The sequence below is a fragment of the Pseudarthrobacter sp. Pseusp20 genome (assembly GCF_059492155.1).
The window spans coordinates 4,338,694-4,364,339 of sequence record NZ_CP168521.1; the positions used below are offsets into that span (position 1 = coordinate 4,338,694).

Sequence of the window (25,646 nt, forward strand, 5' to 3'; positions counted from 1 at the left end):
TTTTCGCAACGGGCCCGCGCGCGTGAAAGCATACGGACCATGGCCTCCAAGATTGCGTACCAGGGTGAGCCCGGCGCCAACTCCAATATCGCGTGTCAGCAGATGTTCCCGGACATGGAAAGCGTCCCGTGCGCCAGCTTCGAGGACGCCTTCGAACTGGTGGCCGGCGGCGAAGCGGAACTGGCCATGATCCCCATCGAGAATTCCATCGCGGGCCGGGTGGCGGACATCCACATCCTGCTGCCGCAGTCCAACCTGCAGATCGTGGGCGAATACTTCCTGCCCATCCATTTCGACCTGCTGGGCATTCCGGGCAGCACCATTGAGGGCGCCACCGAGGTGCACAGCCACATCCACGCCCTGGGCCAGTGCCGGAAGCTGATCCGCGACCACGGCCTCAAGCCGGTCATCGCCGGCGACACCGCCGGGTCCGCCCGGGAGGTGGCCGAGTGGAATGACCCCCGCAAGCTCTCGCTGGCTCCCCCGCTGGCCGCGGAGATCTACGGCCTCCAGGTGCTGGCCTCGCGCGTGGAGGACGACCCCTCCAACACCACCCGCTTCGTGGTCCTTGCCCGGGAAACGGCACTGCCGGCCCGGCAGGATCTTCCCGGACCGGCAGTCACCAGTTTCGTGTTCCGCGTCCGCAACGTCCCCTCCGCCCTGTACAAGGCGCTGGGCGGGTTTGCCACGAACGGCGTGAACATGACGCGTCTGGAGAGCTACATGGTGGGCAACGAGTTTGCCGCCACCATGTTCATGGCCGACGTCGAGGGCCACCCCGAGGACCTGCCGCTGAAGCTGGCCCTCGAGGAACTGGACTTCTTCACCACCGAGGTGCGGATCCTCGGCGTGTACCCCGCGGCTGACTACCGGGCGGCGGCAGCCACCGCCTGACGTGGCTGTGCGGGCGCGGCCTTGAGCAGCGGCGCGAAGAACGCGCCGAGCTCGGCGGTTGCCGTCAGCGGCAGGACGTTGGCCACGTACTGGTCCGGGCGGACCACCACGACGACGCCGTTGCGGTCCAGTCCGCGCAGGTCGAAGATGTCCGCCGTGGGATCGGTTGCGTACACCTTCTCGTAGTCGGTGAGCTTGAACGGGCCCACCTGCGGCTTGAAGACGGAGGGGACGGCATTGATGTCGACGGCGGTGTGCGGCTGCTGGTAAATGACCTTCAGATCGAACCACGCGTCCGGGTCGGCGTCCGCGGGTGTTGCTGCCAGGGGTGATTCCGGCGAGTGCGCGAACCACTCGGCGAGCTTGTCCGTGGTGGAGTCCGTTCCGGGCTGGGCCGCATCCGCGAAGACATAGATCCGCCAGCGGCCGTCAGCCGTGGCGTGGTGGCCCAGGTGGATGGGGTTGGTGTCGCCCACGCGGACTACCGGTGCCGACTTGAAACGCTTGCCCACGGGGAAGCCGGCGGCCAGGTCCTGGTGGTCGGTGCCGCCAACAATCAGGGACGGCGCGTACTGGGTCATGAAACCTGCCGGGAACTCGGCGGTCCGCACGTAGAAGTCCTCAAGGTCCGAGGGGTGCTCGAACTCCTCGGGCTTCTTGGCCATCATGGTGGACCACTCCTTGTCGAAGTCGATCAGGTTCCTGGCCACCACCTGCCGCTCCTCCGAGTAGGTGGTCAGCAGGCTCTCGGGGCTGCGGCCCTCCAGCACATGCCCCAGCTTCCAGGCGATGTTGAACCCGTCCTGCATCGAGACGTTCATGCCCTGGCCGGCCTTGGCACTGTGGGTGTGGCAGGCATCGCCGGTGATGAACACCCGCGGGGTGCGGGTGCCGCGGTCCGCGGGCAGGACGTCGTCGAACCTGTCCGTGAGGCGGTGGCCCACCTCGTACACGCTGTGCCACGCCACGTTGCGTACATCCAGGGTGTAGGGGTGCAGGATCTCGTTTGCCTTGTGGATGATCTGCTCGATGCTCGTGTTGCGGACGGCGTGGTGGGTGGCAGGATCCACTTCGCCCAGGTCCACGTACATGCGGAACAGGTAGCCGCCTTCCCGCGGAATCAGCAGGATGCTGCCCTTCTCGGCCTGGATGGCGCACTTGGTGCGGATGTCAGGGAAGTCGGTGACGGCCAGGACGTCCATGACGCCCCAGGCGTGGTTGGCCTGGTCCCCTGCCAGCGTGCAGCCGATCGCCTGGCGAACCTTGCTGCGCGCGCCGTCGGCCCCCACCACGTACTTTGCACGGACAATCCGCTCCTGGCCCTCATTGGGTCCGGCGGTGTGAAGCAGCGTCACAGTGACCGGGTAGTCGCCCTCGGTGGCGACGGTGAGGCCCTGGAAGTCATAGCCATAGTCGGGCTTGAGGCGGGTGGGTGAGTTCGCCGCAAACTCGGCAAAGTAGTCCAGCACGCGGGCCTGGTTGACGATCAGGTGCGGGAACTCGCTGATCCCTGTTTCGTCGTCGACGGCGCGTGCGGCGCGGATGATGTTGGCGTTGTTGGCAGGGTCCGGCTTCCAGAACGCCATCTCCGTGATCCGGTAGGCCTCGGCGATGATCCGCTCTGCGAACCCGAAGGCCTGGAAGGTTTCGACGCTGCGCGCCTGGATCCCGTCAGCCTGCCCAATAGCGAGGCGGCCCGGCCGGCGGTCAATGATCCGCGTGGTGACATTGGGGAACATGGACAACTGCGCGGCGGCGAGCATTCCGGCTGGGCCGGTGCCGACGATGAGCACGTCCACTTCCTCCGGGAGCTCCTCGGGGCGGTTCAGTCCGACGCCGGCTGCCGGCTTGATGCGCGGGTCACCGGATACGTATCCGTGGTGGTGGAACTGCACGGGCTTTCCTCACTTCGTTGTGGATGATTCACATCAGTTCGTGTTCTATATCAGAACAGTAGATTCGATAATCGAAAACTCTAAACTTGTTTTCCACTGTACGCCGGTTGTGACGCGGGCGACAAGTGGCTCCGGAAGTGCCGCAAAAACAGCCGAAACAAGGGGGTTGACGGAAGCTGCAAATCTGTGGATAGTGATCGTATACGATTTCGTACCTGATGAGGAGACGTTTTGGAGCAGGTCAACGGCGACACCCTGGCAGCAGCACGCAAGGTGGTCGCGGTGCACATCAACTACCCCAGCCGGGCCGCCCAGCGTGGCCGCACCCCGGCCCAACCGTCCTACTTCCTCAAGCCTTCCAGCTCGCTGGCGCTCAGCGGAAGCCCCGTGGAGCGCCCGGCCGGCTGCGAACTGCTCGGCTACGAAGGCGAGATTGCGCTCATCATCGGCAAGGCCGCCCGCCGCGTCACGGTCGAGGAGGCCTGGAGCCACGTTGCCGCCGTCACCGCCAGCAACGACCTCGGCGTGTACGACCTGCGCTACGCGGACAAGGGCTCCAACCTCCGGTCCAAGGGCGGGGACGGGTTCACCCCTGTGGGCCCGGCACTTCTTCCGGCAGACGCCGTCGACCCTTCCAAACTTCGCATCCGGACCTGGCACAACGGTGAACTGGTCCAGGACGACACAACCGCTGACCTGCTCTTCCCCTTCGCCCGGCTGGTGGCGGACCTGTCCCAGCTCCTCACCCTCGAGGAGGGCGACATCATCCTCACCGGCACCCCTGCCGGCGCCTCCGTGGCCGCACCGGGCGACGTCCTGGAGGTTGAGGCGGGCACGATTGATGGCACCCTCACCACCGGACGCCTGGTCACCACCGTTGAGCAAGGCACGACGGCGTTCGCGGACTTTGGTGCCCAGCCCAAGGTTGACGACCTGCAGCGGGAGGAGGCCTACGGATCCCGCGAAGCCGCAGGGCTCCCTGCTCCTGACAGCGCCCTCACCCCGGAACTGAAAGCCAAGCTCGAGTCGGTCGCCACCGCCACCCTGTCATCCCAGATGCGCAAGCGCGGCCTTAACAACGTCAGCATCGACGGCCTCCAGGCCACCCGCCCGGACCGGCGCGTGGTGGGACTGGCCCGGACCCTGCGCTACGTGCCCAACCGGGAAGACCTCTTCAAGACCCATGGCGGCGGCTTCAACGCCCAGAAACGCGCCATCGATTCCGTCAACGAAGGCGAAATCCTGGTCATGGAAGCCCGCGGCGAAAAGGGCACCGGCACCGTGGGCGACATCCTGGCCCTGCGCGCCCAGGTCCGCGGCGCGGCAGCGATCATCACCGACGGCGGCGTCCGCGACTATACCGCGGTGGCCGGCCTGGAAATGCCCACGTACTTCGCCAACCCGCACCCCGCCGTGCTGGGCCGCCGGCACATCCCGTGGGACACGGACATCACCATCGCCTGCGGCGGAGCCACCGTCCAGCCCGGCGACATCATCGTGGCCGACTCCGACGGCATCCTGGTCATCCCGCCCGCCATCGCCGAAGAACTCGTTGAGGACTGCATCCAGCAGGAAAAGGAGGAAACCTTCATCTTCGAGATGGTCAAGCAGGGCAACAGCGTGGACGGCCTCTACCCGATGAACGCCGAATGGCAGGCCCGGTACAAGGAATGGGCAGGCAACCGCCATGACTGAAACCGCCGTGGCCGGCGTGGCAGCCACTCCCGGCAGCAAGTCCCAACAGGCGTACCAGGCCGTCAAGGCACGGATCGTGGAAGGCACCTACACTCCCGGCTACCGGCTGGTCCTGGGTGCCATAGCGAAGGACCTGGGCTTCAGCGTGGTTCCGGTCCGGGAAGCGATCCGCAGGCTTGAAGCCGAGGGACTGGTGACGTTTGAACGGAACGTCGGCGCCACGGTTGCAGGCATCGACCCCACCGAATACCTCTACACCATGCAGACCCTCAGCATCGTGGAAGGTGCCGCCACGGCACTCTCCGCACCGCTGATCGACGGCCAGGCCATTGCCCGGGCCCGTGCCGTGAACCAGGAAATGCGCCAGTGCCTGGAGCACTTCGATCCGGTGCGCTTCACCCAGCTCAACCAGGACTTCCACAGCGTCCTGTTCGAACACTGCCCCAACCCGCACATCCTGGACCTGGTACACCGCGGCTGGAACCGGCTGGCCGCACTCAGGTCCTCCACCTTCCGCTTCGTCCCCGGCCGGGCCCGCGACTCGGTGGAAGAACATGAGGAACTCCTGAAGCTGATCGAGTCCGGCGCCGATGCCGACGACATCGAGAAGGCAGCCCGCCGGCACCGCACGGCGACCCTGGACGCTTACCTCGCCCAAACCAATTAGTACGAAAAGACCAGTTGTACGACGCGACCACTTGTACGAAGAGACCACAGTTAGGACTTCAACGATGACGACCTCAGTAGAAACCACCAAGCACTACGTTCCGGATGACCTGCCCAGCCACATCCAGCACTACATCAACGGCCAGTTCGTGGACTCAATCTCCGGCAAGACCTTCGATGTCCTGGACCCGGTGTCCAACCGCAACTACGCCACCGCCGCGGCCGGCCAGAAGGAAGACATCGACCTCGCCGTCGCGGCCGCCCGTGAAGCATTCGTGAACGGCCCGTGGCCCCGGATGAAGCCCCGTGAACGCGCCCGTGTCCTGAACCGGATTGCCGACGCCGTCGAGGCCCAGGAAGCCCGGCTCGCCGAACTCGAAACGTTCGACACCGGCCTGCCGATCACCCAGGCCAAGGGCCAGGCCCTCCGCGCTGCGGAGAACTTCCGGTTCTTCGCCGACCTGATCGTGGCCCAGTTCGACGACGCCATGAAGGTCCCCGGCTCCCAGATCAACTACGTCAACCGCAAGCCCATCGGCGTCGCCGGCCTGATTACGCCGTGGAACACCCCGTTCATGCTGGAGTCGTGGAAGCTCGCCCCGGCGCTGGCCACCGGCAACACCGTGGTCCTCAAGCCCGCCGAATTCACCCCGCTGTCCGCCTCCCTGTGGGCCACCATCTTCAAGGATGCAGGGCTGCCGGACGGCGTCTTCAACCTGGTCAACGGCCTGGGCGAGGAGGCCGGCGACGCCCTGGTCAAGCACCCGGACGTCCCGCTGATCTCCTTCACCGGCGAGACCACCACCGGCCAGACGATCTTCCGCAACGCCGCGGCCAACCTCAAGGGCCTGTCCATGGAGCTCGGCGGCAAATCCCCCTGCGTCGTGTTCGCCGACGCCGACGTGGACGCCGCCATCGACTCCGCCCTGTTCGGGGTCTTCTCCCTCAACGGGGAGCGCTGCACCGCCGGCTCACGCATCCTGGTGGAGCGCGCCATCTACGACGAATTCTGCGAAAAGTACGCCGCCCGGGCAAAGAACATCGTGGTGGGTGACCCCCATGACCCCAAGACCGAAGTGGGGGCCCTGGTCCACCCCGAGCACTACGACAAGGTGGCCTCCTACGTGGAGATTGGAAAGTCCGAAGGCCGGCTCCTGGCCGGCGGCGGCCGCCCCGGCCACCTGCCCGAAGGCAACTACATCGCACCCACGGTGTTCGCCGACGTCGCGCCCGACGCCCGGATCTTCCAGGAGGAAATCTTCGGACCCGTCGTGGCCATCACCCCGTTCGAGAACGACGACGAGGCCCTCGCCCTGGCGAACAACACCAAGTACGGCCTGGCCGCCTACATCTGGACCCAGAACCTGACCCGGGCCCACAACTTCTCGCAGAACGTCGAGGCCGGCATGGTGTGGCTGAACAGCCACAACGTCCGCGACCTGCGCACCCCGTTTGGCGGCGTCAAGGCCTCCGGCCTGGGCCACGAGGGCGGCTACCGCTCCATCGACTTCTACACCGACCAGCAGGCCGTGCACATCACGCTCGGCAATGTCCACACCCCCAAATTCGGCGCCTGAACCCAACCAGCTCGCACTTGTTGTCGTTTTGAGGCCTCAAAACGACAACTACTGCCAGTCAGTTGGGGAAGAAGCCCCCTTTCAAAGAAGAGAGACCATCATGACCAACTTCGTTCCCACCCCCAGCGTCCCGGCACCGGACATCGTCCGCTGCGCCTACATGGAGATCGTGGTCACCGACCTCGCCAGGTCCCGCGAGTTCTACGTCGACGTCCTGGGCCTGCACGTCACCGAGGAGGACGAGAACGCGATCTACCTGCGCTCCCTGGAGGAATTCATCCACCACAACCTGGTGCTCCGCAAGGGACCCATCGCCGCCGTCGCCGCCTTCGCCTACCGGGTGAAGTCCCCTGCGGAGGTGGATGCCGCCGAGGCCTACTACAAGGAGCTCGGCTGCCGGGTGGAGCGCCGCAAGGAAGGCTTCACCAAAGGCATCGGCGACTCCGTCCGCGTGGAGGACCCGCTGGGCTTCCCGTACGAGTTCTTCTACGACGTGGAGCACGTGGAGCGGCTCACCCAGCGCTACGACCTCTACTCCGCCGGTGAACTGGTCCGCCTGGACCACTTCAACCAAGTCACCCCGGACGTCCCGCGCGGCCGCAAGTACCTGGAGGACCTGGGCTTCCGCGTCTCCGAGGACATCAAGGATGCCGACGGCGTCACCTACGCCGCCTGGATGCACCGCAAGCAGACCGTCCATGACACCGCCCTGACCGGCGGCAACGGCCCCCGCATGCACCACGTCGCGTTCGCCACGCACGAGAAGCACAACATCATCCAGATCTGCGACAAGATGGGCGCCCTGCGCATCAGCGACCGGATCGAACGCGGCCCCGGCCGCCACGGCGTGTCCAACGCGTTCTACCTCTACATCCTGGACCCGGACGGCCACCGCATTGAGATCTACACCCAGGACTACTACACCGGCGACCCGGACAACCCCACCATCACCTGGGACGTCCACGACAACCAGCGCCGCGACTGGTGGGGCAACCCCGTGGTCCCCTCCTGGTACACCGAGGCCTCCCTGGTCCTGGACCTGGACGGCAACCCGCAGCCGGTCATCGTCCGCGAGGAAAAGTCCGAGATGGCGGTCACGGTGGGTGCCGACGGCTTCTCCTACACCCGCAAGGACGGCTCGCCCGAAGGCGACCGGACGGGCTTCAAGCTGGGAGTCCAGGTCTAGCCATGCTGGAGCGCACGACGATTGAGGCCATCGCGGACGAGCTGGTGGAAGCCGGCCGGACCCGCACCCCTGTCCCCCGCCTGACCGCCCGGTACCCGGAGATGACGGTGGAGGATTCCTACGCGGTGCAGCAGCTGTGGCGGCGCCGCAACGAGGACGCCGGCCGGACCCTGGTGGGGCGCAAGATCGGCCTCACGTCCAAGGCCATGCAGGCCGCCACCGGCATCACCGAACCGGACTACGGCGCCATCTTCGATGACATGGTGCTGGAGACCGGCTGCTCCGTTCGGTGGGACCAGTACACCCACCCGCGCGTGGAGGTGGAGCTGGCGTTCGTCCTCAGGGACGGACTCAAGGGCCCGGGCGTGACCATCTTCGATGTCCTGAAGGCCACCGACTACGTGGTTCCGGCCCTCGAAATCCTGGACTCCCGGATCGAGATGGAGGGCCGGACCATCGTGGACACCATCTCGGACAACGCCGCCATGGGCGCCATGGTGATCGGCGGCAACCCGGTCAAGCCGGACGCGGTTGACCTGCGCTGGGTCTCCGCCATCCTCTACAAGAACCAGACCGTGGAGGAAACCGGCGTGGCCGCGGGCGTGCTGGACCATCCCGCCAACGGCGTGCACTGGCTGGCCAACAAGATCGCCGCCCACGGCGACGCGCTCAAGGCAGGCGACATCATCCTGGCCGGCTCGTTCACCCGCCCACTGTGGGTGTACAAGGGCGACACCGTCCACGCCGACTACGGACCCCTGGGAGCTGTGACATGCCGTTTCGAATAGAAGACACCTTCCGCTCCGCCCTGGCTGCGCAAAAGCAAAAGGGAAAGGCAGGCCGCCCGCTCGCCGGGATGTGGGTGTGCTCCGGCAGCCCGCTGGTCGCCGAACTCTGCGCGGGGGCAGGGCTGGACTGGCTGCTGGTGGACGCGGAGCACAGCCCCAACGGCCTCGAGTCCATCCTCGCCCAGCTCCAGGCCATCCATGGCTACCCGGTCCACACCGTGGTCCGGCCGCCGGTGAATGACACGGTGGTGATCAAGCAGTACCTGGACCTGGGGGTTCAGAACCTGCTGATCCCCATGGTGAATTCGGTGGCGGAAGCGGAGGCGGCGGTTGCTGCCACCCGCTATCCGCCCCACGGCGCCCGCGGCGTGGGCTCGGCCCTGGCCCGCGCCGCACGCTGGAACCGGGTTCCGGACTACCTCGCCCGGGCCAGCGAGACCATCAGCGTCACCGTCCAGATTGAATCGACGGCGGCCGTCGAGGCTGTGGAGGACATCCTCAAAGTGGACGGTGTGGACGCCATCTTCGTGGGCCCCTCCGACCTCGCCGCTTCCATGGGCCTGCTGGGACAGCAGGAACACCCCGAGGTGCGCGCCGCCGTCGAACACTGCCTGTCCGTTGCCAAGGCGGCCGGGAAACCCGGGGGCGTCAACGCCTTCGCTCCCGCCACGGCCGAGCACTACCTCGCCAACGGCGCGGACTTCATCCTGGTGGGCGCCGACGTCGCACTCCTCGCCCGCGGTTCCGAGGCCCTCGCAGCAAAGTACATTCCCCACGCCGACGGCGACACCCCCGCCAGCTACTGACCTTCCCTTCCTAAGGACTTCCCATGACACTTTCTGCGATCTCCCCTGCCTTTTCGCCGGAGCATGAAGCCTCGCTCCTGGCTTCCGTCCCTACCGGCCTGCTCATCAACGGTCAGTGGCGCGAGGCGTCCGACGGCGGCACGTTCGATGTGCACGACCCCGCCACCGGGGAGGTGCTCGCCACCCTCGCCTCCGCCACCAGCGAAGACGCCATTGCCGCACTCGATGCAGCCGACGCCGTGCAGGCGTCCTGGGCGCGCACCGCACCCAGGACCCGGGCGGAGATCCTCCGGCGGGCCTTCGACCTGGTGACCGAGCGGGCCGAGGACTTCGCCCTGCTGATGACCCTGGAAATGGGCAAACCGCTGGCCGAGGCCCGCGGTGAGGTCACCTACGGGGCGGAGTTCCTGCGCTGGTTCGCGGAGGAAACCGTCCGCGATTACGGCCGCTACCTCACCACCCCGGAGGGCAGGAACAAGATCCTGGTCCAGCACAAACCCGTGGGCCCCTGCCTGCTCATCACCCCCTGGAACTTCCCGCTCGCCATGGCCACCCGCAAGGTCGCCCCCGCCATCGCCGCCGGCTGCACCATGGTCCTCAAACCCGCCAAGCTCACCCCGCTTACGGCGCAGTACTTCGCCCAGACCATGCTCGACGCCGGCCTTCCCGCCGGGGTCCTCAACGTCGTCGCATCCTCCTCCGCGTCCGGGATCTCCGGCCCGCTCCTGAAGGACTCAAGGCTGCGGAAGGTCTCCTTCACCGGCTCCACCCCCGTCGGCAAGCGCCTCATGGCAGACGCCGCGCAAAACGTGCTGCGCACCTCGATGGAGCTCGGCGGGAACGCGCCGTTCATCGTCTTCGAAGACGCCGACCTGGACAAAGCCGTCGAAGGTGCCATGGCAGCCAAGATGCGGAACATGGGCGAAGCCTGCACCGCCGCCAACCGCTTCCTCGTCCACGAATCCGTGGCGCAGGAGTTCACCCGGAAGTTCGCCGCCGCCATGGGCGCCCTGCACACCGGGCGCGGCACCGATCCGGACACCCAGGTGGGACCCCTCATCGACGCGGGCGCCCGTGATGAGGTGCATGCACTGGTGAGCGCCGCCGTCGACGCCGGAGCAGTGGCCGTGACCGGCGGCGCACCAGTGGACGGACCGGGCTACTTCTACCAGCCCACCGTCCTGGCCAACGTGCCCAACCACGCGGCGATCCTTGGCCAGGAAATCTTCGGCCCCGTAGCCCCGGTGACCACCTTCACCACCGAGGAAGACGCCATCCGGCTCGCCAACAACACCGAATACGGCCTGGCGTCCTACCTCTACAGCCGCGACTTCAACCGCCTCCTGCGCGTGGCCGAACAGATCGAATTCGGCATGGTCGGGTTCAACGCCGGCGTCATCTCCAACGCCGCCGCACCCTTCGGCGGCGTCAAGCAATCCGGCCTGGGCCGCGAAGGCGGCTCCGAAGGCATCGCCGAATACACCACCACCCAATACATCGGCATCGCCGATCCCTACGCCGGGTAACCGCGGGGAAGAAGCACCTGCCGCCCTGGTCGAAAGGGTGGCAGGTGCTTCTTGACGCGGGTCAGCCGACGCGGGTGTAGCTGATCTCGGTCGCCCCCGCCGGCGCCGCGGGAAGTGTCACGTACGTGCCCTGGGCCCTGTTGCCATGTCCGGGAAGGGCTCCGGGCACCGTGACGTAGCTGCCCTCAAGCTTCGGCGATCCCTCCGATCCGGGTGGCAACGTAACGTAGCGGCCCCCTCGGGAGATGTCGGTAGGTGCTGTTGCGGGCGCTTCAGTGAGCTCGGACTCTACGGTCATGGTGTTCTCCTGCTTGTCGGGGGCGTCGACGACGCAAAACCCAGCACCTGTGCGCCGTGGCGCAATAAGGGCCGCGGTACCGCTGCTGGGCGTTTGACGGGGTCGTTTGCCTGGATCCGGGGAGGAGTTACCCGGCGGTTCTCGAGGGCTTCGCCGGCCTGATCCCCACCCTAAGGCTTAATCTGACAAGTTCACAATAAGGCGGGCTGATTTTTACGCCGTTCCCTCTCCGCCAACAGTCCTGCGCACAAACACAAGAGCGGGGGCGGGCACTCACCCAAACTGGGGAGTAACCCGCTACGCCGACCGGCTGGCGTCCTCGCCTACTCGATGTGGAGTATCCCTTGGAAACGTACGATGCACTTCTTGCCTCCATTGCCCCCGCTGCCGGCACTGGCCGGACCATCCTCAATCCGGCCACGGGCGAACCGGTAGGCGAAGCCCCCGTCCACAGCCTCGATTACCTGGAAAGCGCCGTGGCCGCAGCCGTGGCCGCGCAGCCAGCCTGGGCTGCCCTGGGCCACGACGCAAGGTCCGCCGCGCTGCTCAAGGCAGCCGACGCCGTCGAACGCTCCGCCGAGGAACTCGCCCAGCTGCTCTCCCGCGAGCAGGGCAAACCGCTGAACGGCCCCAACGCCCGCTTCGAAGTGGGCGCCTGCGTCGCCTGGCTCCGCGCCACGGCCGGCCTGCCGCTGGAACCGGAAACCATCGTGGACGACGGTGAGACCCGCGCTGAGCTGCATTACCGGCCCATCGGCGTGGTCGGGGCGATCGGCCCGTGGAACTGGCCCATGATGATCGCCGTCTGGCAGCTGGCGCCGGCCCTGCGCATGGGCAACACCGTCGTCGTCAAGCCCTCCGGCAACACTCCGCTCTCCGTGCTGGCGCTGGTCAAGGTCCTCAACGAGGAACTCCCCGAAGGCATCCTGTCCGTGGTGTCCTGCGGCCGCGAGGTGGGCGCCCGCCTCACCGACCACCCGGCGATCGGCAAGATCATGTTCACCGGCTCCACCGCCGGCGGCCGCGCCATCATCAAGTCCTCCGCCGACACCGTCAAGCGGCTCACCCTGGAACTTGGGGGCAACGACGCCGGTATTGTCCTGCCCGACGCCGACCCCAAGGCCATTGCCACGGACATCTTCTGGGGCGCCTTCCTCAACACCGGCCAGACCTGCGCCGCGCTCAAGCGCCTCTACGTCCACGACGACATCTACGACGACGTTTGTGACGAGCTCGTGGCGGTCGCCAAGCAGATGCCCATGGGCAACGGCCTGGACGAGAACAACGTGCTGGGACCGCTGCAGAACAAGGCGCAGTACGACGTCGTGGCCACCCTCGTGGAGGCGGCCAAGGCTTCCGGGGCACGCGTCCTGCTGGGCGGGAACCCGGATACCAGCCAGCCCGGCTACTTCTACCCCACCACCCTGGTGGCGGACATCGACAACGACAACCCGCTGGTGGCCGAGGAACAGTTCGGCCCCGCCCTGCCGATCATCCGCTACAGCAGCATCGACGAGGCGGTGGAAAAGGCGAACGGGCTCGACGTCGGCCTGGGCGCCTCCGTCTGGTCCCCCAACCTGGAAGCAGCCCGGGAGGTCGCGGCCCGCATCCAGGCCGGAACCGTGTGGATCAACCGGCACGGCGCCGTGGACCCGCGCATCCCGTTCGGCGGCGCCAAGCAGTCCGGCTACGGCGTGGAATTCGGCGTGGAGGGCCTCAAGGCCCTGGGCGTACCGCAGGTGATCAACGGCTGATGTTGACGCGGGAGCCCGGCACGCAAGGTTGCCGGCGCCGGGCTCCCGGGGCTTCGCGGCGCTACCCCATGGCCGGGGCCGTGGACGTCCGGCCGGCGAACTGCCGGCGGGCCCACCGGGCAAGTTTCTTGCCCTTGCCCTTCCACCAGTTGTCCTCGTCCTGGTTGTGGTGGAACCGGAAAACAATGGCCACCAGGACAAACATGCCCATCACCACGTCCACCCAGGAGGACACCACCAGGGCGATGAAGACGGTCATGGCATTGGCCACGATCGACGGGATCGCCAGGGTACGGAAGACGGTGCTGGCCACGTAACGCCGGTGGGACCGCGGGACGGACAATTCACGGACCATGTCAAAGCAGACGCAGACCACAACAATGGTCTGCCCGATGGCCAGCAGGATCTGCCCCGGCAAGGAGCTGCTGAACGCGGCCACGGATTCCATCCCCGGGCTCATGGCCGGACCCGGGTTGAAGCAGCTTCGCTGAGAACCTTAAACACGAAAACCCCCAGAAATTGCGGAACCATCGCCGCTGATCCGGCGATGGTTCCATTCAAATTCCAGGGGGCTTTTCCGTCACGAGTAGCGGGTACTCATATTTGTCCGGGGCACCGGGAAACGCTACCTGCTCTCCGGCATCCCGTTATTGTCCGATCGCACTTATTGTCCGATCGCCCGGGGCCGCCACAGCATGACCGCCTGTGACCGGGGCCGGGGGCGCTGGCCACGGGCCAGGCTCACCACATCGCCCGCGGCGCCGGCGGCGAAGATGCGCGAATCCACGGAACGCGGCCGCCGCCCGAGTTCCTCGGTGAGTTCAGCGATCCGGCTCTGGAGGGCTGCCACCTGGTTTTCGAGTTCCAGGATGCGCTTGATCCCCTCCAGCGACACACCTTCGTGCGACAGCCGCTGCACTTCCCGCAGCATGTTCACGTCACGCTGCGAATAGCGCCGGGACTTTCCGGGGGCACGGCTGGGCTTGACGATGCCAAGCCTGTCGTACTGCCGCAGGGTCTGGGGGTGCATGTCCGCCAGCTCTGCCGCCACCGAAATCACAAAGATCGGCTGGTCAGCATTGATGTCCACGGCTCACCTCCGCGCCTAGAGCCGGGCCTTGGCTGCCAGGCCCTCGCGAACGTCCGCCGACGACGTGGCCTCGGCGAACGCCTTGACCGCAGCTTCGGCGTCCTTGTTGAGATTCTTGGGAACCGCGACGTCGATCGTCACCAGCAGGTCGCCGGTGGCCTTGGGCGTCTTGACGCCTTTGCCCTTGACCCGCAGGGTACGGCCGGACGGCGTGCCTGCCGGGACGCGGACCTTGACCTTGTCGCCGTCGATGGTGGGAACTTCGATGTCCGCGCCCAAAGCAGCCTCCGGGAAGGTGACGGGGACGTGGATCCGGAGGTTGTCGCCGTCGCGCGTGTAAAACGCATGTGGCTGGACCGACACTGAGACCACCAGGTCACCATTGCCGGCAGGACCGGGCTGGCCCTTGCCACGCACGCGGACCTTCTGGCCGTCCTTGATACCCGCGGGAACCCGGACATCGATGACCTCGCCGCTGGGTTCACGCAGGCCGATGGTGGTGCCGCGGATGGAGCCGGCAAAGGAGATGCTGGTCGACGCGGTCCGGTCGGCGCCCTTCTGCGGGGCACGCTGGAATCCGGGGGCGCCGCCGAAGCCGCCGAAGAGGTCGGCGAACTCGGGCGGGATGCCGCCGGCGGAGGGATTGAAACCACCGGCGTGCCGTCCGGTATTGCCGGTGAACAGGCCGCCGAACATGTCCTCGAACCCGCCGTTGGGGGCGCCGGCGCCGCCGGGAGCAAAGCGGGCCCCGCTGCCCATGGCCCGGATGGCGTCATACTGCTGGCGCTCATCCGGATCCGAAAGCACCGAATAAGCCTCGGAGATGTCCTTGAACTTCCTCTCGGAAGCGGCGTTCCCCGCATTCGTATCAGGGTGGTGCTGCCGCGCAAGCTTCCGGTAGGCCTTCTTGATGTCGGCGTCGGAAGCGTCCTTGGCAACACCAAGGATCTTGTAAAAGTCCTTGTCCACCCAATCCTGGCTAGCCAATGGCGTTTCCTTTCAAAGTACAAAAGCGTTAGGGCGAGATTACCGCTGAACGCCGGAGCGGATGAGGGGGCCCGGGCGGGACCCCCTCATCCGCGGAGGCGAGGGGCAACTAAGCCGGGACGGCCACGATCACCTGGGCTGCGCGGAGGACACGGTCGCCTGACTTGTAGCCGGAGCGGAGGACCTGGCTGACGGTGTCAACCTCGATGTCCTCGCCGGGCTGCTGGATCAGGGCTTCGTGGATCGTGGGATCGAACTCCACGCCGGTTTCGTCGATGCGGACCAGGCCGTAGGTCTTCAGCGCGTTCTCCAGTTTGGTGGCGATCGCGGCGAAGGGGCCGTCGGTGAGGTCACCGTGCTGCCGTGCGGCGTCGACGTCGTCCAGAACCGGGAGCAGGGAATTCAGGACGCCGATGACGGCCATTTCCCCTGCCACGGCACGGTCGCGTTCAACGCGCTTGCGGTAGTTGACGTACTCAGCCTGAAGGCGGAGCAGGTCGTTGCGCAGTTCGGCTGCCTCGGCGCCGGCGGACCCTGCGGGCGCACCCTGGGCCACGGATTCCTCGGCCGGCACGTCCACGCCGTTGAGAATCTCCTCGGCCTGGGCCAGCGCGTCGCCGTCGGAATCTGCTGCCCCGGCCCGGGAACCGGCCCCCGGAGCGGACTGGCCGCCCTCGGGGTGCCGGGCCTGCCCGGTCACCGGGTCAACCTTGCGGTTGTCCCGAATGACGGGCTCCTGGCCGTTGCCCTGCGTGTTCTGCTGGCTTGCGGATGTGTTGTGCTCTTCCTCGTTACCGTGGTGCGGCATGGGTTACTTCTTCGCTTCGTCTTCGTCGATGATTTCGGCGTCGACGATGTCCTCGTCCTTGGAACCTGCCGAAGCTCCGGCGGCACCTTCAGCACCTGCAGCACCTGCAGCGCCTGCGCCGTCCGGCGAACCGGCCTGGGCGTAGATGGCCTCGCCCAGCTTGGTCTGGGAAGCCTGCAGCTTCTCGAACGCGGACTTCACAGCGGCGTCGTCGGTGCCCTCAAGGGCCTTCTTGAGGCTGTCGACGTCGGCCTGGACCTCGGTCTTGACCTCTTCGGGCAGCTTGTCCGCGTTGTCGGCGATCAGCTTGTCCACGGAGTAGGCAAGCTGCTCGGCCGTGTTGCGGGTGTCGGTTGCCTCGCGGCGCGCCTTGTCCTCGGCTGCGTGCTCCTCGGCGTCGCGGACCATCCGGTCGATGTCTTCCTTGGAGAGGCTGGAGCCACCGGTGATGGTCATGGACTGCTCCTTGCCGGTGCCCTTGTCCTTGGCGGAGACGTGCACAATGCCGTTCGCGTCGATGTCGAAGGTGACCTCGATCTGCGGAATACCGCGCGGTGCCGGGGCGATGCCGGTGAGTTCGAACGTGCCCAGCGGTTTGTTGTCGCGGGTGAACTCGCGCTCGCCCTGGAAGACCTGGATCGCCACGGACGGCTGGTTGTCATCCGCCGTGGTGAAGGTCTCGGACCGCTTGGTGGGGATGGCGGTGTTGCGCTCGATCAGGTGCGTCATCACGCCACCCTTGGTTTCGATGCCGAGGGACAGCGGGGTGACGTCGATCAGGAGGACGTCCTTGCGCTCACCCTTCAGCACGCCGGCCTGCAGGGCTGCGCCGACTGCGACGACCTCGTCCGGGTTCACGCCCTTGTTGGGCTCCTTGCCGCCGGCCAGTTCCTTCACGAGGTCGTAGACGGCGGGCATACGGGTTGAACCGCCCACCAGCACGATGTGGTTGATGTCGGAGAGCTTGATGCCGGCTTCCTTGATGACGTCGTGGAACGGCTTCTTGGTGCGCTCCAGCAGGTCCTTGGTGAGGTCCTGGAACTTGGCGCGGGTCAGCTGCTCGTCCAGGTGGACCGGGCCGTCGGGGGTGACGGAGAGGTACTGGAGCGAGACGTTGGTGCTGGTGGAGGAGGAGAGTTCCTTCTTGGCCTGCTCAGCTGCTTCGCGGAGACGCTGAAGGGCGATCTTGTCCTTGGAGAGGTCGATGCCCTTCACCTTGAGCTGGTTCAGCAGGTAGTCAACGACGCGCTGGTCCCAGTCGTCGCCGCCCAGGCGGTTGTCACCGGCGGTGGCGCGGACCTGGATGGTGGAGAAGTTGTCTTCGTCCTTGCCGACTTCCAGCAGGGAGACGTCGAAGGTGCCGCCACCGAGGTCGAAGACCAGGATGAGTTCGTCTTCCTTGCCCTTGTCCAGGCCGTAGGCCAGTGCCGCGGCGGTGGGCTCGTTGACGATGCGCAGGACGTTCAGGCCTGCGATTTCGCCGGCTTCCTTGGTGGCCTGGCGCTCGGCGTCGTTGAAGTAGGCCGGGACGGTGATGACGGCGTCGGTGACCTTTTCACCCAGGTAGGACTCGGCGTCGTTCTTCAGCTTCATGAGGATACGCGCGGAAATTTCCTGCGGGGTGTACTTCTTGGCGTCGATGTCCACCTTCCAGTCGGTGCCCATGTGGCGCTTGACTGAAGCGATGGTGCGCTCGATGTTGTTGACGGCCTGGCGCTTGGCGATTTCGCCAACCAGGACCTCGCCGGACTTGGAGAATGCAACGACCGACGGCGTGGTGCGGCCACCCTCGGCGTTGGCAATAACGGTGGGCTCGCCACCTTCGAGAACGGAGACGACGGAGTTGGTGGTTCCGAGGTCGATACCTACTGCACGTGACATGTGTTGCTTCCTTCTTTCCTTGGAAACTCGTTGGCGCCCTAAGCATTGAGCGTTCTGCACTCAACTTTACTCAGGGCGCCACCGATGTCAATCCAAAGTTGAGTGCAGTCCGCTCAACTTTGGATGCCGCGCCGGATAACAGCCGCGGTATTCCTTGGATTTGCGGGCTTCTGCGCGCAGAATTACGACGCCGGAAGGCGGGTTCGCTTTAGGAGAACGCGGCGCCGGGCTACTCAGCGCTCCGTGTCCCGATCGCCGTGCAGCGGGCCGCGCTCTTCCGCCGTCGCCTGGACCTGGCGGTCGGTAAGCCCTTCGCGGACGGCCTCCTCTGTTCGGGCGCCGCCGGCTGTGCCGGCCTCCCCGTAGTCGCCTTCCTCGTATTCGCCGTCGGCAAGGTCCCGCCCGGGCCCGTTGACGGTACCGGCGGCGCCATGGTCCGCGTCCACGTATTGCCCGCCTTCGCCCGCACCTCCGGCAGGGGCCCCAACTGTTCCGGCATCGCCGTAGTTGCCTTCCGGATACTGGTCGTCCCGTTCGCCCGCCGGCCTTTCCACGGCTCCGGCATCGCCATAGTCACCATCCACGTACTGCCCGCCTTCACCCTCCAGTCCGGGCGCGCTGCTTCCCTTGCGGGGCTCCTCGGCTGCAACTTCAGGGTTCTCGGTCATGGTGCATCTCTCCTTCGAGGCTCCGCGTCCATGCGGGCGCACTGGCAGTCTATCGACGGCCCGCGCGCACCAACAGGGCTTCGCCGGCACCTATCGGGAGGCCCCTGCCGGCAGGCCGGCGATGCCTGCCAGGACGGCGAGGTGATGGTCGAAGAGGTCAGCGGGCGCATGGAAGGTATCCGGCCCGTACTGGTTGAACACCTCGAAGCTGACCGCACCAAAGAGGGAGCTCCACACCAGGACACCCCTCGCCACCAGTTCCTCCGGAAGGTCCAGGCCAAACTCGGAACGGATGGCGGCAAGGTCCCTGCCCAGGGTTGGCGGCAGTTGTGGTGCGCCTTCGGCCGGAACTGCCAGCTGCCCTGCCCGGGAAGCTGCATCCAGGATGCCGATGAGGCTGACGATGACCCTGGTGCCCGGGCCCGTCGTGCGCTCCGCCGGGGCGCTGTAGCCGGGCACGGGGCTGCCAAAAAGGAGCGCGTAGCTGGCAGGCTCGCGCAGGGCCCATTCCCGGACCGCGCGGCCCAGCGCCCGGAAGCGGGCAGTGTGGTCATCCTCCGGCGCTTGGGCGACGGCGGCGTCCACCGCGTCCCCAAGCTCGCCGAAGGCGTCTATCAGCAACAAGGTCAGGAGCTCGTCCCGGCTCTCCACATAGCGGTAGACCGCGGAGGACACCACCCCGAGGTCCCTCGCCACCGCCCGCAGGGAGAGAGCGGCCGCACCGTGCGTTGCCAGGTGCTGCCGCCCCAGGCGGACGATATCCGCCACGGTTTGCGCCCGTGCCCGTTGCCGCGGGGTGAGGGGGCGGACAACAGTGCCGGCTGTTTTTTCGACGTCAGTCACGGGTCCAGCATGCCATAAACGAGAGCGCCGGAATCAAAAGAGAGCACCGCTCTTGACTTAGCCGGCTTATAGGGTCATGCTGTTTCCGAGAGCAGTGCTCTCGGAAAAGGAACAAGGAGGCCACAATGGCAGATGTGTACGTAGTAACCGGAGCGGGACCGGTGGGGTGGACGGTGGCCGAACAGTTGGCAGACCTGGGACGGCAGGTGCGCGTCCTCACGCGGTCGGGCAGCGGACCACAGCACCCGCTGATCGAGCTCATCGCCGGTGATGCGAAGGATCCCGAGGTTCTGCGATCAGCCCTGGCCGGCGCCCGGGCAGTCTTCCACTGCATTCACGGCTCGGCGTACACCGCCGCGGCATGGCGGGCGGAGCTTCCCGCCGCCGAGCAGGCGGTCCTCACTGCGGCGCACCAAGCGGGTGCCGTCGTCGTATTCCCGGAAAGCCTCTACTCCTACAGCGAGCCGGACAGCGTGATGACGGAGGTCAGCCCGCGCCACGCTGCGGGCGGCAAACGCGGGGTGCGGACGGAGCTGCTCCGGGCCCGCGAGGCCGCCACAACGCCAACGGTGAGCGTGGTGGCAGGCGACTTTTTTGGTCCCCGCGTCCGGATGGCGCACGGCGGGGAGCGCATGGTGGTGCCCATCCTGGCGGGGAAGAACGTCAGCGTGGTGGGCAGCTCACGGCAGCCGCACTCGTTCACGTACGTCCCGGACCTGGCCACGGCGATGATCGCGGCGGCGGACAGGCCCTCCGCCTGGAATGCCGTATGGCACGCCCCCACGGGTCCGGCCCTTACCCAGATGGAGCTGGCCCACGCCTTCGCCGCCGCGGCAGGACGGCCGGCGCCCAAGGTGCGCGCCCTGCCCGGCTGGACCCTCCGCACCGCCGGGATGCTCTCAACCGACGCCCGCGAGCTGGCCGAGATGCTGTACCAGTTTGAGCGGCCGTTCATCATGGACTCGGCCGCGTCCCAGGCTGCCCTGGAAGTCGGTCCGACTCCGCTGGAAACGGCTGCTGCCGCCACCGTGGACTGGTGGCGGCAGCAGGGTTAGTGCTCCGATTTTTAGCGCTTTGGCGCAGGGTCAGCGGCTGGGCACTTCTTCCAGCGGCTCGACGCCGGGCTCCCGCGGCCGGGCTGCATTCCCGCCGTCCGCGCGCCCCAGCTTGCTGGGCCACCAGATCTTCGGTCCGATGTCGTAGGCCAGGGCCGGCACCAGCAGCGAGCGCACCAGGACGGTGTCCAGCAGCACACCGAACGCCACTATGAACGCCAACTGCACCAGGAACATGATGGGAATGACGCCAAGCGCTGCAAATGTGGCCGCGAGCACCACGCCCGCGGAGGTGATGACCCCTCCAGTCACCACCAGGCCACGGAGTATGCCGGGCCGGGTGCCGTGCTTGAGCGACTCTTCACGGACCCGGCTCATCAGGAAGATGTTGTAGTCCACGCCCAGGGCCACCAGGAACACGAAGCCAAACAGCGGAACCGTCGCATCCGCGCCCGGGAAGCCAAGGATGTTGTTGAAGACAAAGGCCGACACACCGAGCGCCGCCGCGTAGGAAAGCACCACGGAGAGCACCAGCAGGACCGGGGCCACGATCGAGCGCAGCAGCAGCATCAGGATGAAGAGGATCACCACCAGGACCACCGGAATGATGACCACCAGGTCGTGCTGGGCGGTGGTGTTGGTGTCCAGCGCCGTAGCGGTGACGCCGCCCACCAGGGCGCCGGGATCGACGGCCTTCACCCCGGCCCGCAGCGCCTTGACGGTTTCCTCCGCTTCCAGCGAGTCCGCCGCGTCGTTGAGGGTGGCGTTGATGATCACCTTTCCTTCGCGGACGTCCGGGGCGCTGGGAGCCCCGGGGGCTCCGGTGATGGGGACGCTGCCCGGTCCCAGCAGGTAGGCCTCGCCCACGCCGTCGTCCGCTTTCACGCGGTCCAGCACCTCGGCGGCCTTGGCCTGGTCAGCAATCACGACGGCGGGGCTGCCGCTGCCGGCGTCGAAATGGCGGGCCAGTGCGTCCTGGCCGTCGACGGCGTTGGAGGCGGTGAGGATGACGTCGGTCTGCGGTACGCCGTTGGCCTTCAGCTGGAACAGGCCGCCTGCCGCAACCAGCAGCAGGAGGACCGAAGCCACCCAGACGGTCCTGGGCCGCCGCGCTACCAGCGAACCGGTGGCACGCCACAGCCCCTTCTGGCCTTCCAGGCCCGTAACCAGTTCGGGTTCACGCTGGTCTGCAGGGAGGAGCTTGGGACGGAACGGCCAGAAGGCTGCCCGGCCCAGCAGGGCCATCAGCGCGGGCAGCAGGGTCAGCGCTGCGAACAGGGCACACAGGATGCCTGCGGCCGCCACCGGTCCCAGCGCCTTGTTGGAGTTCAGGTCGGAGAAGAGCAGGCACAGCAGCGCGATGATCACGGTGGCGCCGGAGGCCAGGATGGGCTCGAAGGACGCCTTCCAGGCGTTCAGGACAGCCGCGGTGCGGTTGGTGGTGTGGGTGAGAGCTTCCCGGAAGCGTGCCACGAACAGCAGGGCGTAGTCCGTGGCCGCGCCGATTACCAGGATGGAGAGGATGCCCTGGCTTTGGCCGTTGAGCTGGATCCAGCCGGCTTTGGCCATGCCGAACACCAGCAGGATTGCTGCGCACAGGGCAAACACGGAGGTCAGCAGCACCATGATGGGCAGCAGCAGGGACCGGTAAACGATGAGGAGGATGACGAACACCGCGGACAAGGCCACCAGCAGGAGGATGCCGTCAATGCCGCCGAAGGCTGCGGTGAGGTCGGCGGCAAGGCCGGCGGGGCCGGTCACGAAGGTCTGGGCACCTGCCGGGGCCGCTTCTGTGACAGTCCCGCGGAGTTCCTTGACCGCATCCTTGAGCTCAACCGAGGACCCCACCGGGACCACGAACTGCACCGCTTTGGCGTCCTTGGAGGGAATCGGGCCGATCACCGTGCTGCCCAGCTTGAGGTCTTCAAGGCTGGTCTTGAGCGTGGCCAGCTCCCCCAGCTGGGCGGGAGTGAAAGCCTCGCTTTTCTCGATGACGATGATCCCCGGGACCTCATCCGAGTCCCGGAACTTTGCCTGCCAGTCCTGCGCCTCGGTGGCCTCGGCGCTGGCGGGCAGGAATGACGCCTGATCGTTGGAGGAGACCTCCTCCAACCGGCCGAAGGTGGGGCCGCCGACCCCGGCGAGACCCAGCCAGGTCAGCACCAGGACGACAGGGACCAGCCAGCGCAGCCAGAAAGGGACTCGCTCCTTGGCAACTTTATTGCGGTTCATGGCGCCTTCCATCGATAAGCGGGTGGAGTAGTATTTGTTCCAGCATAGATTATCTCCACCATAGAGATAAGTGGCTGCCAAGCTTTATTCGGCAGGTAGGGGACGAATGCCGGGCCTGCAGTAATATCCGTCAGGACGGCCGGACGGAAGTGTGGGCGTGGAACCAGGAAGGCAGGGAGGTGGGCATGGCACGCAAGACGTCAGCTGGCGCGGCACCAGGACCATCCGGCGGCCCTCCCGGCGGTCCGCCACACCCGCTGGTCCGCCTCCTGCAGGAGTTCACCATGGAGGCCAACCGCTATGTGGATGTCGCCGGCGGCAGGAAGGACATGCACCGCACGGACATGAATGCCCTCGCCGTCATCATGCGGCACACGGCCGCCGGGAGCGTGGTGACGCCCGGGGTCCTGCGCAAAGAGCTGAACCTGAGCTCGCCTGCCACCACCGCCCTCATCGACCGACTGGACCACTCGGGGCATATCGTGCGCGAGCGGAACAGCACGGACCGGCGCCAGGTCCAGCTGAAGATGACCCCCAAGGCCTTCCAGGACGGGGGCGCTGTCTTCGCTCCCCTGGCCCAGCACATGGGCAGCGCCATGGCGGACTTCTCGCAAGACGAGCTGGAAACAGTCACACGCTTCATGACCGCAATGGTGGAGGCCACGGTGGCTGCCCGGAGCGAGTCCGCCGATGGCTAGGTGACATTCCCGGAAAGCGCAGGAAAGGGCCGTTTCGGATTTCCGAAGACGGCCCTTCCTGCTTCCCCCAATCAGGGCGGCGCCCGGGGACTAAGGCGCCTTGGGTCGAAGCGCCACCAGCCACCCGGCCCACTCGCGGGCCGCACTGAAGTTCCACGTCTTCGCCCCGCTTGGCCCCGCTGCCGCCTGGATGCCATCCGCAACTTCGAAGCGGCGCGCACCGGTTTCCACTGCCTGGGACATCCCGGCCGGCGAAGTCAGGGTCACGGAGCTTGAGTTGACGCTCATGCATCCCACCAGCATCGCGTTCGCGGCCGTGGTGGCCACCGCTGGAATGGATCCCGACGATGCCGCCGCGCCCGAGCCGGACGTGGCAGCGGTGTCGGGCCCTGAGGCGCCGGAATACCTGGCGATGCCTCCCCCGCTCGTCGTCGAAGAGGTGGTCCAGGCATAATCCGCCGGCTCGGTCCCGGTGGCGACTTTGTAGTAGCCGTAGACCTTGGGGTTCGCGATATTGGTCACCGATGCCAGCACTGTCCACCCGGCGGGGACACCTGACGTTGCGATGGTACCGCCCGTGAGGGACACGCAGCTGACCAGCAGGTCGCCCTGCGCGACATTGGCCGGCTTGGGGATCCTGAGGGTGGTGGTTGCCGTGGTGTTCACGGCCTGGCTCACTGACTCGCGGACGATGGTGCCGCCACCGCCGGTGTTGCCGGAGGTGACGCTCCAGGCCTGCGTGGCCGCCGTGGCGTCCGTATTGCCGGCAGCGTCGGTGGCCCACACGCTGAAGTTATGCGATGCAACCGCCAGTCCGGAGTACGTCTGTGGCGAGGTGCACGCTGTCCGCGCCGCGCCGTCCAGGCTGCACTGGAAGGTTGAATTGGCCTCACTCGAGGTGAATGCGAAGGAGGCACTGGTCGACGTCGTTGTCGCGGGCGGTCCGGAAGTGATGGTTGTCTCGGGCGGCGTGGTGTCCCCCGGCGGAGGCGGAGTGGAGGTGCCGGCCCCGACCTTCCGGGGGTCGTAGGCCGCATCGACGAGCAGGGCAGGTACGTAGGCGGCTGCGATGGACTGCCATGGTACGAGCTTGAAGTTCTGCTTGCCGGTGTCGTTGCTGGTGTCCTGGGTGACAAAGAAACCCTGGGGGAACGGGCCCCCAACCCCGAAGTTGGTGACGTCTATGCCGTCCATGCCCGTGACAGCGTCGATTCCGTTACCGGCCGGGATGGCGAAGGCCCCCAATGGCCGGTTGTCGTCGCGGGAGTAGACGTGGAACCGGTTGGAGCCCTGGCTTGCTGCCAGCAGGTAGCCGGCGCCCCCGCTGCCGTAGTAGATGCTGATGCCCTTGATGTCCTGGACGATGTCCCCGCCATTCTCGGTGGTGCTGACAACCTTCGTCCCCGCGGTTGAATCCCCGGGTTCAGCCCCGTACCGCCAGATTCCGCCGATATCCTCCTGCGCAATGTAGAGCCGTTTCATCTCGTCATCGGCCACCAGGCCCTCGGTGTGGGCGGGGCCGCTTACGGTCCAGCTGCGCACGAGCTTGCCGGTGACCGATCCGGTGGAGCCGTCAAGCTCCCACTGCTCGACCTTGCCAACGTCAGTGACGTAGGCAAAGTACTTGCCGGTGTCCGGCGAGTGATAGAAGGAGAACCCGCGGGGTGTGGCGATGTTGGAGGTCGGCGCAAAGCTGCCCACCTTGGTGAGCGAACGGTCGGCCTCGTTGACCTTGTAGAAGTCAAGGCTCCGGACCCGGTTGCTGACACCCACCAGGCCCACTCGGCTGCTGCCGAGGGGAAAGTTGTAGCGGACGTCCACATTGTTCATCCGCCCGTCGGGGTAATAGAACAGTTCCCGGCCCGACAGGTCATAGACCACCAGACCGTGGCCATCCGTGCTCTTGTCCGTGCCGATGATGGTGCTCTTCGACGGGTCGGTGGGATGGATCCAGATCGCTGCGTCGTCCGCAGCGTCCCCCGTTCCGTGCATTGGGGCAGTTTCCACCGTCGCATTCACCTGTGCCACGGCCGCGTTTGCCGCCGGGGCACCCAGTCCCGCGAGCAGTCCGGACAGCAGTCCGCCTACCGTCAATCCGGCAGCCAACCTCGATTTGAGCGTCACTCTTGCCTCCCCAATACTGGTTGCCGCACCTATTCGGCGGCAACGGCGGTGTCATGGAACGTCCAGCGAGGTCAGGAGCCCGGCGCCGGCTGGAGGGCCATCGTATTCCCGGCCGCAGGCAGGGGGATACGGGGATAGCACCCATACCTTCGGGCCCGCCTTCCGGGGGCTGCAT

The 25,646-nt window shown here is 66.6% G+C and carries 22 protein-coding genes; 11 read left to right on the forward strand and 11 right to left on the reverse strand.

The window, feature by feature from the left end; genetic code table 11:
* The first annotated feature begins 39 nt into the window (after positions 1–39).
* On the forward strand, positions 40–894 hold the full coding sequence (locus tag ACEN9K_RS20160; RefSeq protein ID WP_495634936.1) for a prephenate dehydratase: 855 nt from the start codon (positions 40–42) through the stop codon (positions 892–894).
* Here the strand turns inward: ACEN9K_RS20160 and ACEN9K_RS20165 are convergent.
* Complete coding sequence (locus tag ACEN9K_RS20165) at positions 867–2,789, reverse strand: FAD-binding monooxygenase (protein ID WP_268002108.1); 1,923 nt, start codon at positions 2,787–2,789, stop codon at positions 867–869. The two genes, ACEN9K_RS20160 and ACEN9K_RS20165, sit on opposite strands and share 28 nt — an antisense overlap.
* Before the next feature lie 231 nt (positions 2,790–3,020).
* Here ACEN9K_RS20165 and ACEN9K_RS20170 point away from each other — a divergent pair, with 231 nt between their 5' ends.
* The 7 genes from ACEN9K_RS20170 (at position 3,021) to ACEN9K_RS20200 (ending at position 11,033) form a co-directional block, all read left to right on the forward strand.
* Positions 3,021–4,484 (forward strand): fumarylacetoacetate hydrolase family protein, encoded by a 1,464-nt coding sequence (locus tag ACEN9K_RS20170; protein ID WP_056391897.1) that lies wholly within the window; start codon positions 3,021–3,023, stop codon positions 4,482–4,484.
* Positions 4,477–5,151 carry a GntR family transcriptional regulator gene (locus tag ACEN9K_RS20175; RefSeq protein WP_018770016.1) on the forward strand — a complete coding sequence of 225 codons (675 nt, stop codon included), beginning with the start codon at positions 4,477–4,479 and terminating at the stop codon, positions 5,149–5,151. Before ACEN9K_RS20170 ends, ACEN9K_RS20175 begins: the two co-directional genes overlap by 8 nt.
* A 64-nt stretch (positions 5,152–5,215) precedes the next feature.
* The gene (gene hpaE / locus ACEN9K_RS20180; protein ID WP_495634937.1) at positions 5,216–6,727 is read left to right on the forward strand and encodes a 5-carboxymethyl-2-hydroxymuconate semialdehyde dehydrogenase; all 1,512 of its coding nucleotides are present in this window, start codon (positions 5,216–5,218) and stop codon (positions 6,725–6,727) included.
* Between the two features lie 100 nt (positions 6,728–6,827).
* Positions 6,828–7,913 (forward strand): 3,4-dihydroxyphenylacetate 2,3-dioxygenase, encoded by a 1,086-nt coding sequence (gene hpaD, locus ACEN9K_RS20185; RefSeq protein WP_495634938.1) that lies wholly within the window; start codon positions 6,828–6,830, stop codon positions 7,911–7,913.
* 2 nt (positions 7,914–7,915) lie between these two features.
* Positions 7,916–8,701 (forward strand): 2-oxo-hept-4-ene-1,7-dioate hydratase, encoded by a 786-nt coding sequence (gene hpaH / locus ACEN9K_RS20190; protein ID WP_495634939.1) that lies wholly within the window; start codon positions 7,916–7,918, stop codon positions 8,699–8,701.
* Positions 8,686–9,507, forward strand: a complete 822-nt coding sequence (locus tag ACEN9K_RS20195) for an HpcH/HpaI aldolase family protein (protein ID WP_478222767.1) — start codon at positions 8,686–8,688, stop codon at positions 9,505–9,507. Before hpaH ends, ACEN9K_RS20195 begins: the two co-directional genes overlap by 16 nt.
* A 23-nt stretch (positions 9,508–9,530) precedes the next feature.
* A complete protein-coding gene (locus ACEN9K_RS20200) occupies positions 9,531–11,033 on the forward strand; it encodes an NAD-dependent succinate-semialdehyde dehydrogenase (RefSeq protein ID WP_495634940.1) in 1,503 nt (500 codons plus the stop codon).
* Positions 11,034–11,094: 61 nt separating this feature from the next.
* On the opposite strand, the gene ACEN9K_RS20205 is transcribed toward ACEN9K_RS20200, so the two are convergent.
* Positions 11,095–11,331 carry a hypothetical protein gene (locus ACEN9K_RS20205; RefSeq protein ID WP_495634941.1) on the reverse strand — a complete coding sequence of 79 codons (237 nt, stop codon included), beginning with the start codon at positions 11,329–11,331 and terminating at the stop codon, positions 11,095–11,097.
* Positions 11,332–11,675: 344 nt separating this feature from the next.
* On the opposite strand from ACEN9K_RS20205, the gene ACEN9K_RS20210 reads away from it, so the two are divergent.
* Positions 11,676–13,085, forward strand: coding sequence for an aldehyde dehydrogenase family protein (locus ACEN9K_RS20210; RefSeq protein WP_134165025.1), 1,410 nt, complete (start codon positions 11,676–11,678; stop codon positions 13,083–13,085).
* Positions 13,086–13,146: 61 nt separating this feature from the next.
* On the opposite strand, the gene ACEN9K_RS20215 is transcribed toward ACEN9K_RS20210, so the two are convergent.
* The 7 genes from ACEN9K_RS20215 to ACEN9K_RS20245 form a co-directional block, all read right to left on the reverse strand.
* On the reverse strand, positions 13,147–13,533 hold the full coding sequence (locus tag ACEN9K_RS20215) for a hypothetical protein (RefSeq protein ID WP_018770008.1): 387 nt from the start codon (positions 13,531–13,533) through the stop codon (positions 13,147–13,149).
* Positions 13,534–13,749: 216 nt separating this feature from the next.
* Entirely contained in the window at positions 13,750–14,175 is a 426-nt protein-coding gene (locus tag ACEN9K_RS20220; protein ID WP_018770007.1) for a heat shock protein transcriptional repressor HspR, read from the reverse strand.
* Positions 14,176–14,190: 15 nt separating this feature from the next.
* Positions 14,191–15,162, reverse strand: a complete 972-nt coding sequence (locus tag ACEN9K_RS20225; protein ID WP_026265889.1) for a DnaJ C-terminal domain-containing protein — start codon at positions 15,160–15,162, stop codon at positions 14,191–14,193.
* 109 nt (positions 15,163–15,271) lie between these two features.
* Positions 15,272–15,970, reverse strand: a complete 699-nt coding sequence (locus ACEN9K_RS20230) for a nucleotide exchange factor GrpE (RefSeq protein ID WP_018770005.1) — start codon at positions 15,968–15,970, stop codon at positions 15,272–15,274.
* 3 nt (positions 15,971–15,973) lie between these two features.
* On the reverse strand, positions 15,974–17,851 hold the full coding sequence (gene dnaK / locus ACEN9K_RS20235; RefSeq protein ID WP_018770004.1) for a molecular chaperone DnaK: 1,878 nt from the start codon (positions 17,849–17,851) through the stop codon (positions 15,974–15,976).
* Positions 17,852–18,084: 233 nt separating this feature from the next.
* A complete protein-coding gene (locus ACEN9K_RS20240) occupies positions 18,085–18,519 on the reverse strand; it encodes a hypothetical protein (RefSeq protein WP_056391906.1) in 435 nt (144 codons plus the stop codon).
* Between the two features lie 90 nt (positions 18,520–18,609).
* Positions 18,610–19,362, reverse strand: a complete 753-nt coding sequence (locus ACEN9K_RS20245; RefSeq protein WP_056391907.1) for a TetR/AcrR family transcriptional regulator — start codon at positions 19,360–19,362, stop codon at positions 18,610–18,612.
* A 125-nt stretch (positions 19,363–19,487) separates the two neighbouring features.
* Between ACEN9K_RS20245 and ACEN9K_RS20250 the strand changes: the two genes are divergently transcribed.
* On the forward strand, positions 19,488–20,417 hold the full coding sequence (locus ACEN9K_RS20250) for an NAD-dependent epimerase/dehydratase family protein (RefSeq protein WP_268002112.1): 930 nt from the start codon (positions 19,488–19,490) through the stop codon (positions 20,415–20,417).
* A gap of 30 nt (positions 20,418–20,447) precedes the next feature.
* Here the strand turns inward: ACEN9K_RS20250 and ACEN9K_RS20255 are convergent, their stop codons facing one another.
* Positions 20,448–22,649: an MMPL family transporter gene (locus ACEN9K_RS20255; RefSeq protein ID WP_056392092.1), complete on the reverse strand. Its 2,202-nt coding sequence runs from the start codon at positions 22,647–22,649 to the stop codon at positions 20,448–20,450.
* A 185-nt stretch (positions 22,650–22,834) separates the two neighbouring features.
* Here ACEN9K_RS20255 and ACEN9K_RS20260 point away from each other — a divergent pair, with 185 nt between their 5' ends.
* Positions 22,835–23,347 (forward strand): MarR family winged helix-turn-helix transcriptional regulator, encoded by a 513-nt coding sequence (locus ACEN9K_RS20260; RefSeq protein WP_495634942.1) that lies wholly within the window; start codon positions 22,835–22,837, stop codon positions 23,345–23,347.
* Positions 23,348–23,437: 90 nt separating this feature from the next.
* Here ACEN9K_RS20260 and ACEN9K_RS20265 read toward each other — a convergent pair whose 3' ends face one another.
* Positions 23,438–25,471 carry a phytase gene (locus ACEN9K_RS20265; RefSeq protein ID WP_495634943.1) on the reverse strand — a complete coding sequence of 678 codons (2,034 nt, stop codon included), beginning with the start codon at positions 25,469–25,471 and terminating at the stop codon, positions 23,438–23,440.
* Positions 25,472–25,646: the final 175 nt, after the last annotated feature.

Excerpts from the sequence above, each read along its gene's own strand:
- ACEN9K_RS20250 (WP_268002112.1), top strand. The coding sequence starts at position 19,488 with ATGGCAGATGTGTACGTAGTAACCGGAGCGGGACCGGTGGGGTGGACG.
- ACEN9K_RS20240 (WP_056391906.1), bottom strand. The coding sequence starts at position 18,519 with ATGACCGAGAACCCTGAAGTTGCAGCCGAGGAGCCCCGCAAGGGAAGC.
- ACEN9K_RS20255 (WP_056392092.1), bottom strand. The coding sequence starts at position 22,649 with ATGAACCGCAATAAAGTTGCCAAGGAGCGAGTCCCTTTCTGGCTGCGC.
- dnaK (WP_018770004.1), bottom strand. The coding sequence starts at position 17,851 with ATGTCACGTGCAGTAGGTATCGACCTCGGAACCACCAACTCCGTCGTC.
- ACEN9K_RS20160 (WP_495634936.1), top strand. The coding sequence starts at position 40 with ATGGCCTCCAAGATTGCGTACCAGGGTGAGCCCGGCGCCAACTCCAAT.
- ACEN9K_RS20175 (WP_018770016.1), top strand. The coding sequence starts at position 4,477 with ATGACTGAAACCGCCGTGGCCGGCGTGGCAGCCACTCCCGGCAGCAAG.
- ACEN9K_RS20205 (WP_495634941.1), bottom strand. The coding sequence starts at position 11,331 with ATGACCGTAGAGTCCGAGCTCACTGAAGCGCCCGCAACAGCACCTACC.
- ACEN9K_RS20200 (WP_495634940.1), top strand. The coding sequence starts at position 9,531 with ATGACACTTTCTGCGATCTCCCCTGCCTTTTCGCCGGAGCATGAAGCC.
- ACEN9K_RS20260 (WP_495634942.1), top strand. The coding sequence starts at position 22,835 with ATGGCACGCAAGACGTCAGCTGGCGCGGCACCAGGACCATCCGGCGGC.
- ACEN9K_RS20195 (WP_478222767.1), top strand. The coding sequence starts at position 8,686 with ATGCCGTTTCGAATAGAAGACACCTTCCGCTCCGCCCTGGCTGCGCAA.
- hpaH (WP_495634939.1), top strand. The coding sequence starts at position 7,916 with ATGCTGGAGCGCACGACGATTGAGGCCATCGCGGACGAGCTGGTGGAA.
- hpaD (WP_495634938.1), top strand. The coding sequence starts at position 6,828 with ATGACCAACTTCGTTCCCACCCCCAGCGTCCCGGCACCGGACATCGTC.
- ACEN9K_RS20215 (WP_018770008.1), bottom strand. The coding sequence starts at position 13,533 with ATGGAATCCGTGGCCGCGTTCAGCAGCTCCTTGCCGGGGCAGATCCTG.
- hpaE (WP_495634937.1), top strand. The coding sequence starts at position 5,216 with ATGACGACCTCAGTAGAAACCACCAAGCACTACGTTCCGGATGACCTG.
- ACEN9K_RS20230 (WP_018770005.1), bottom strand. The coding sequence starts at position 15,970 with ATGCCGCACCACGGTAACGAGGAAGAGCACAACACATCCGCAAGCCAG.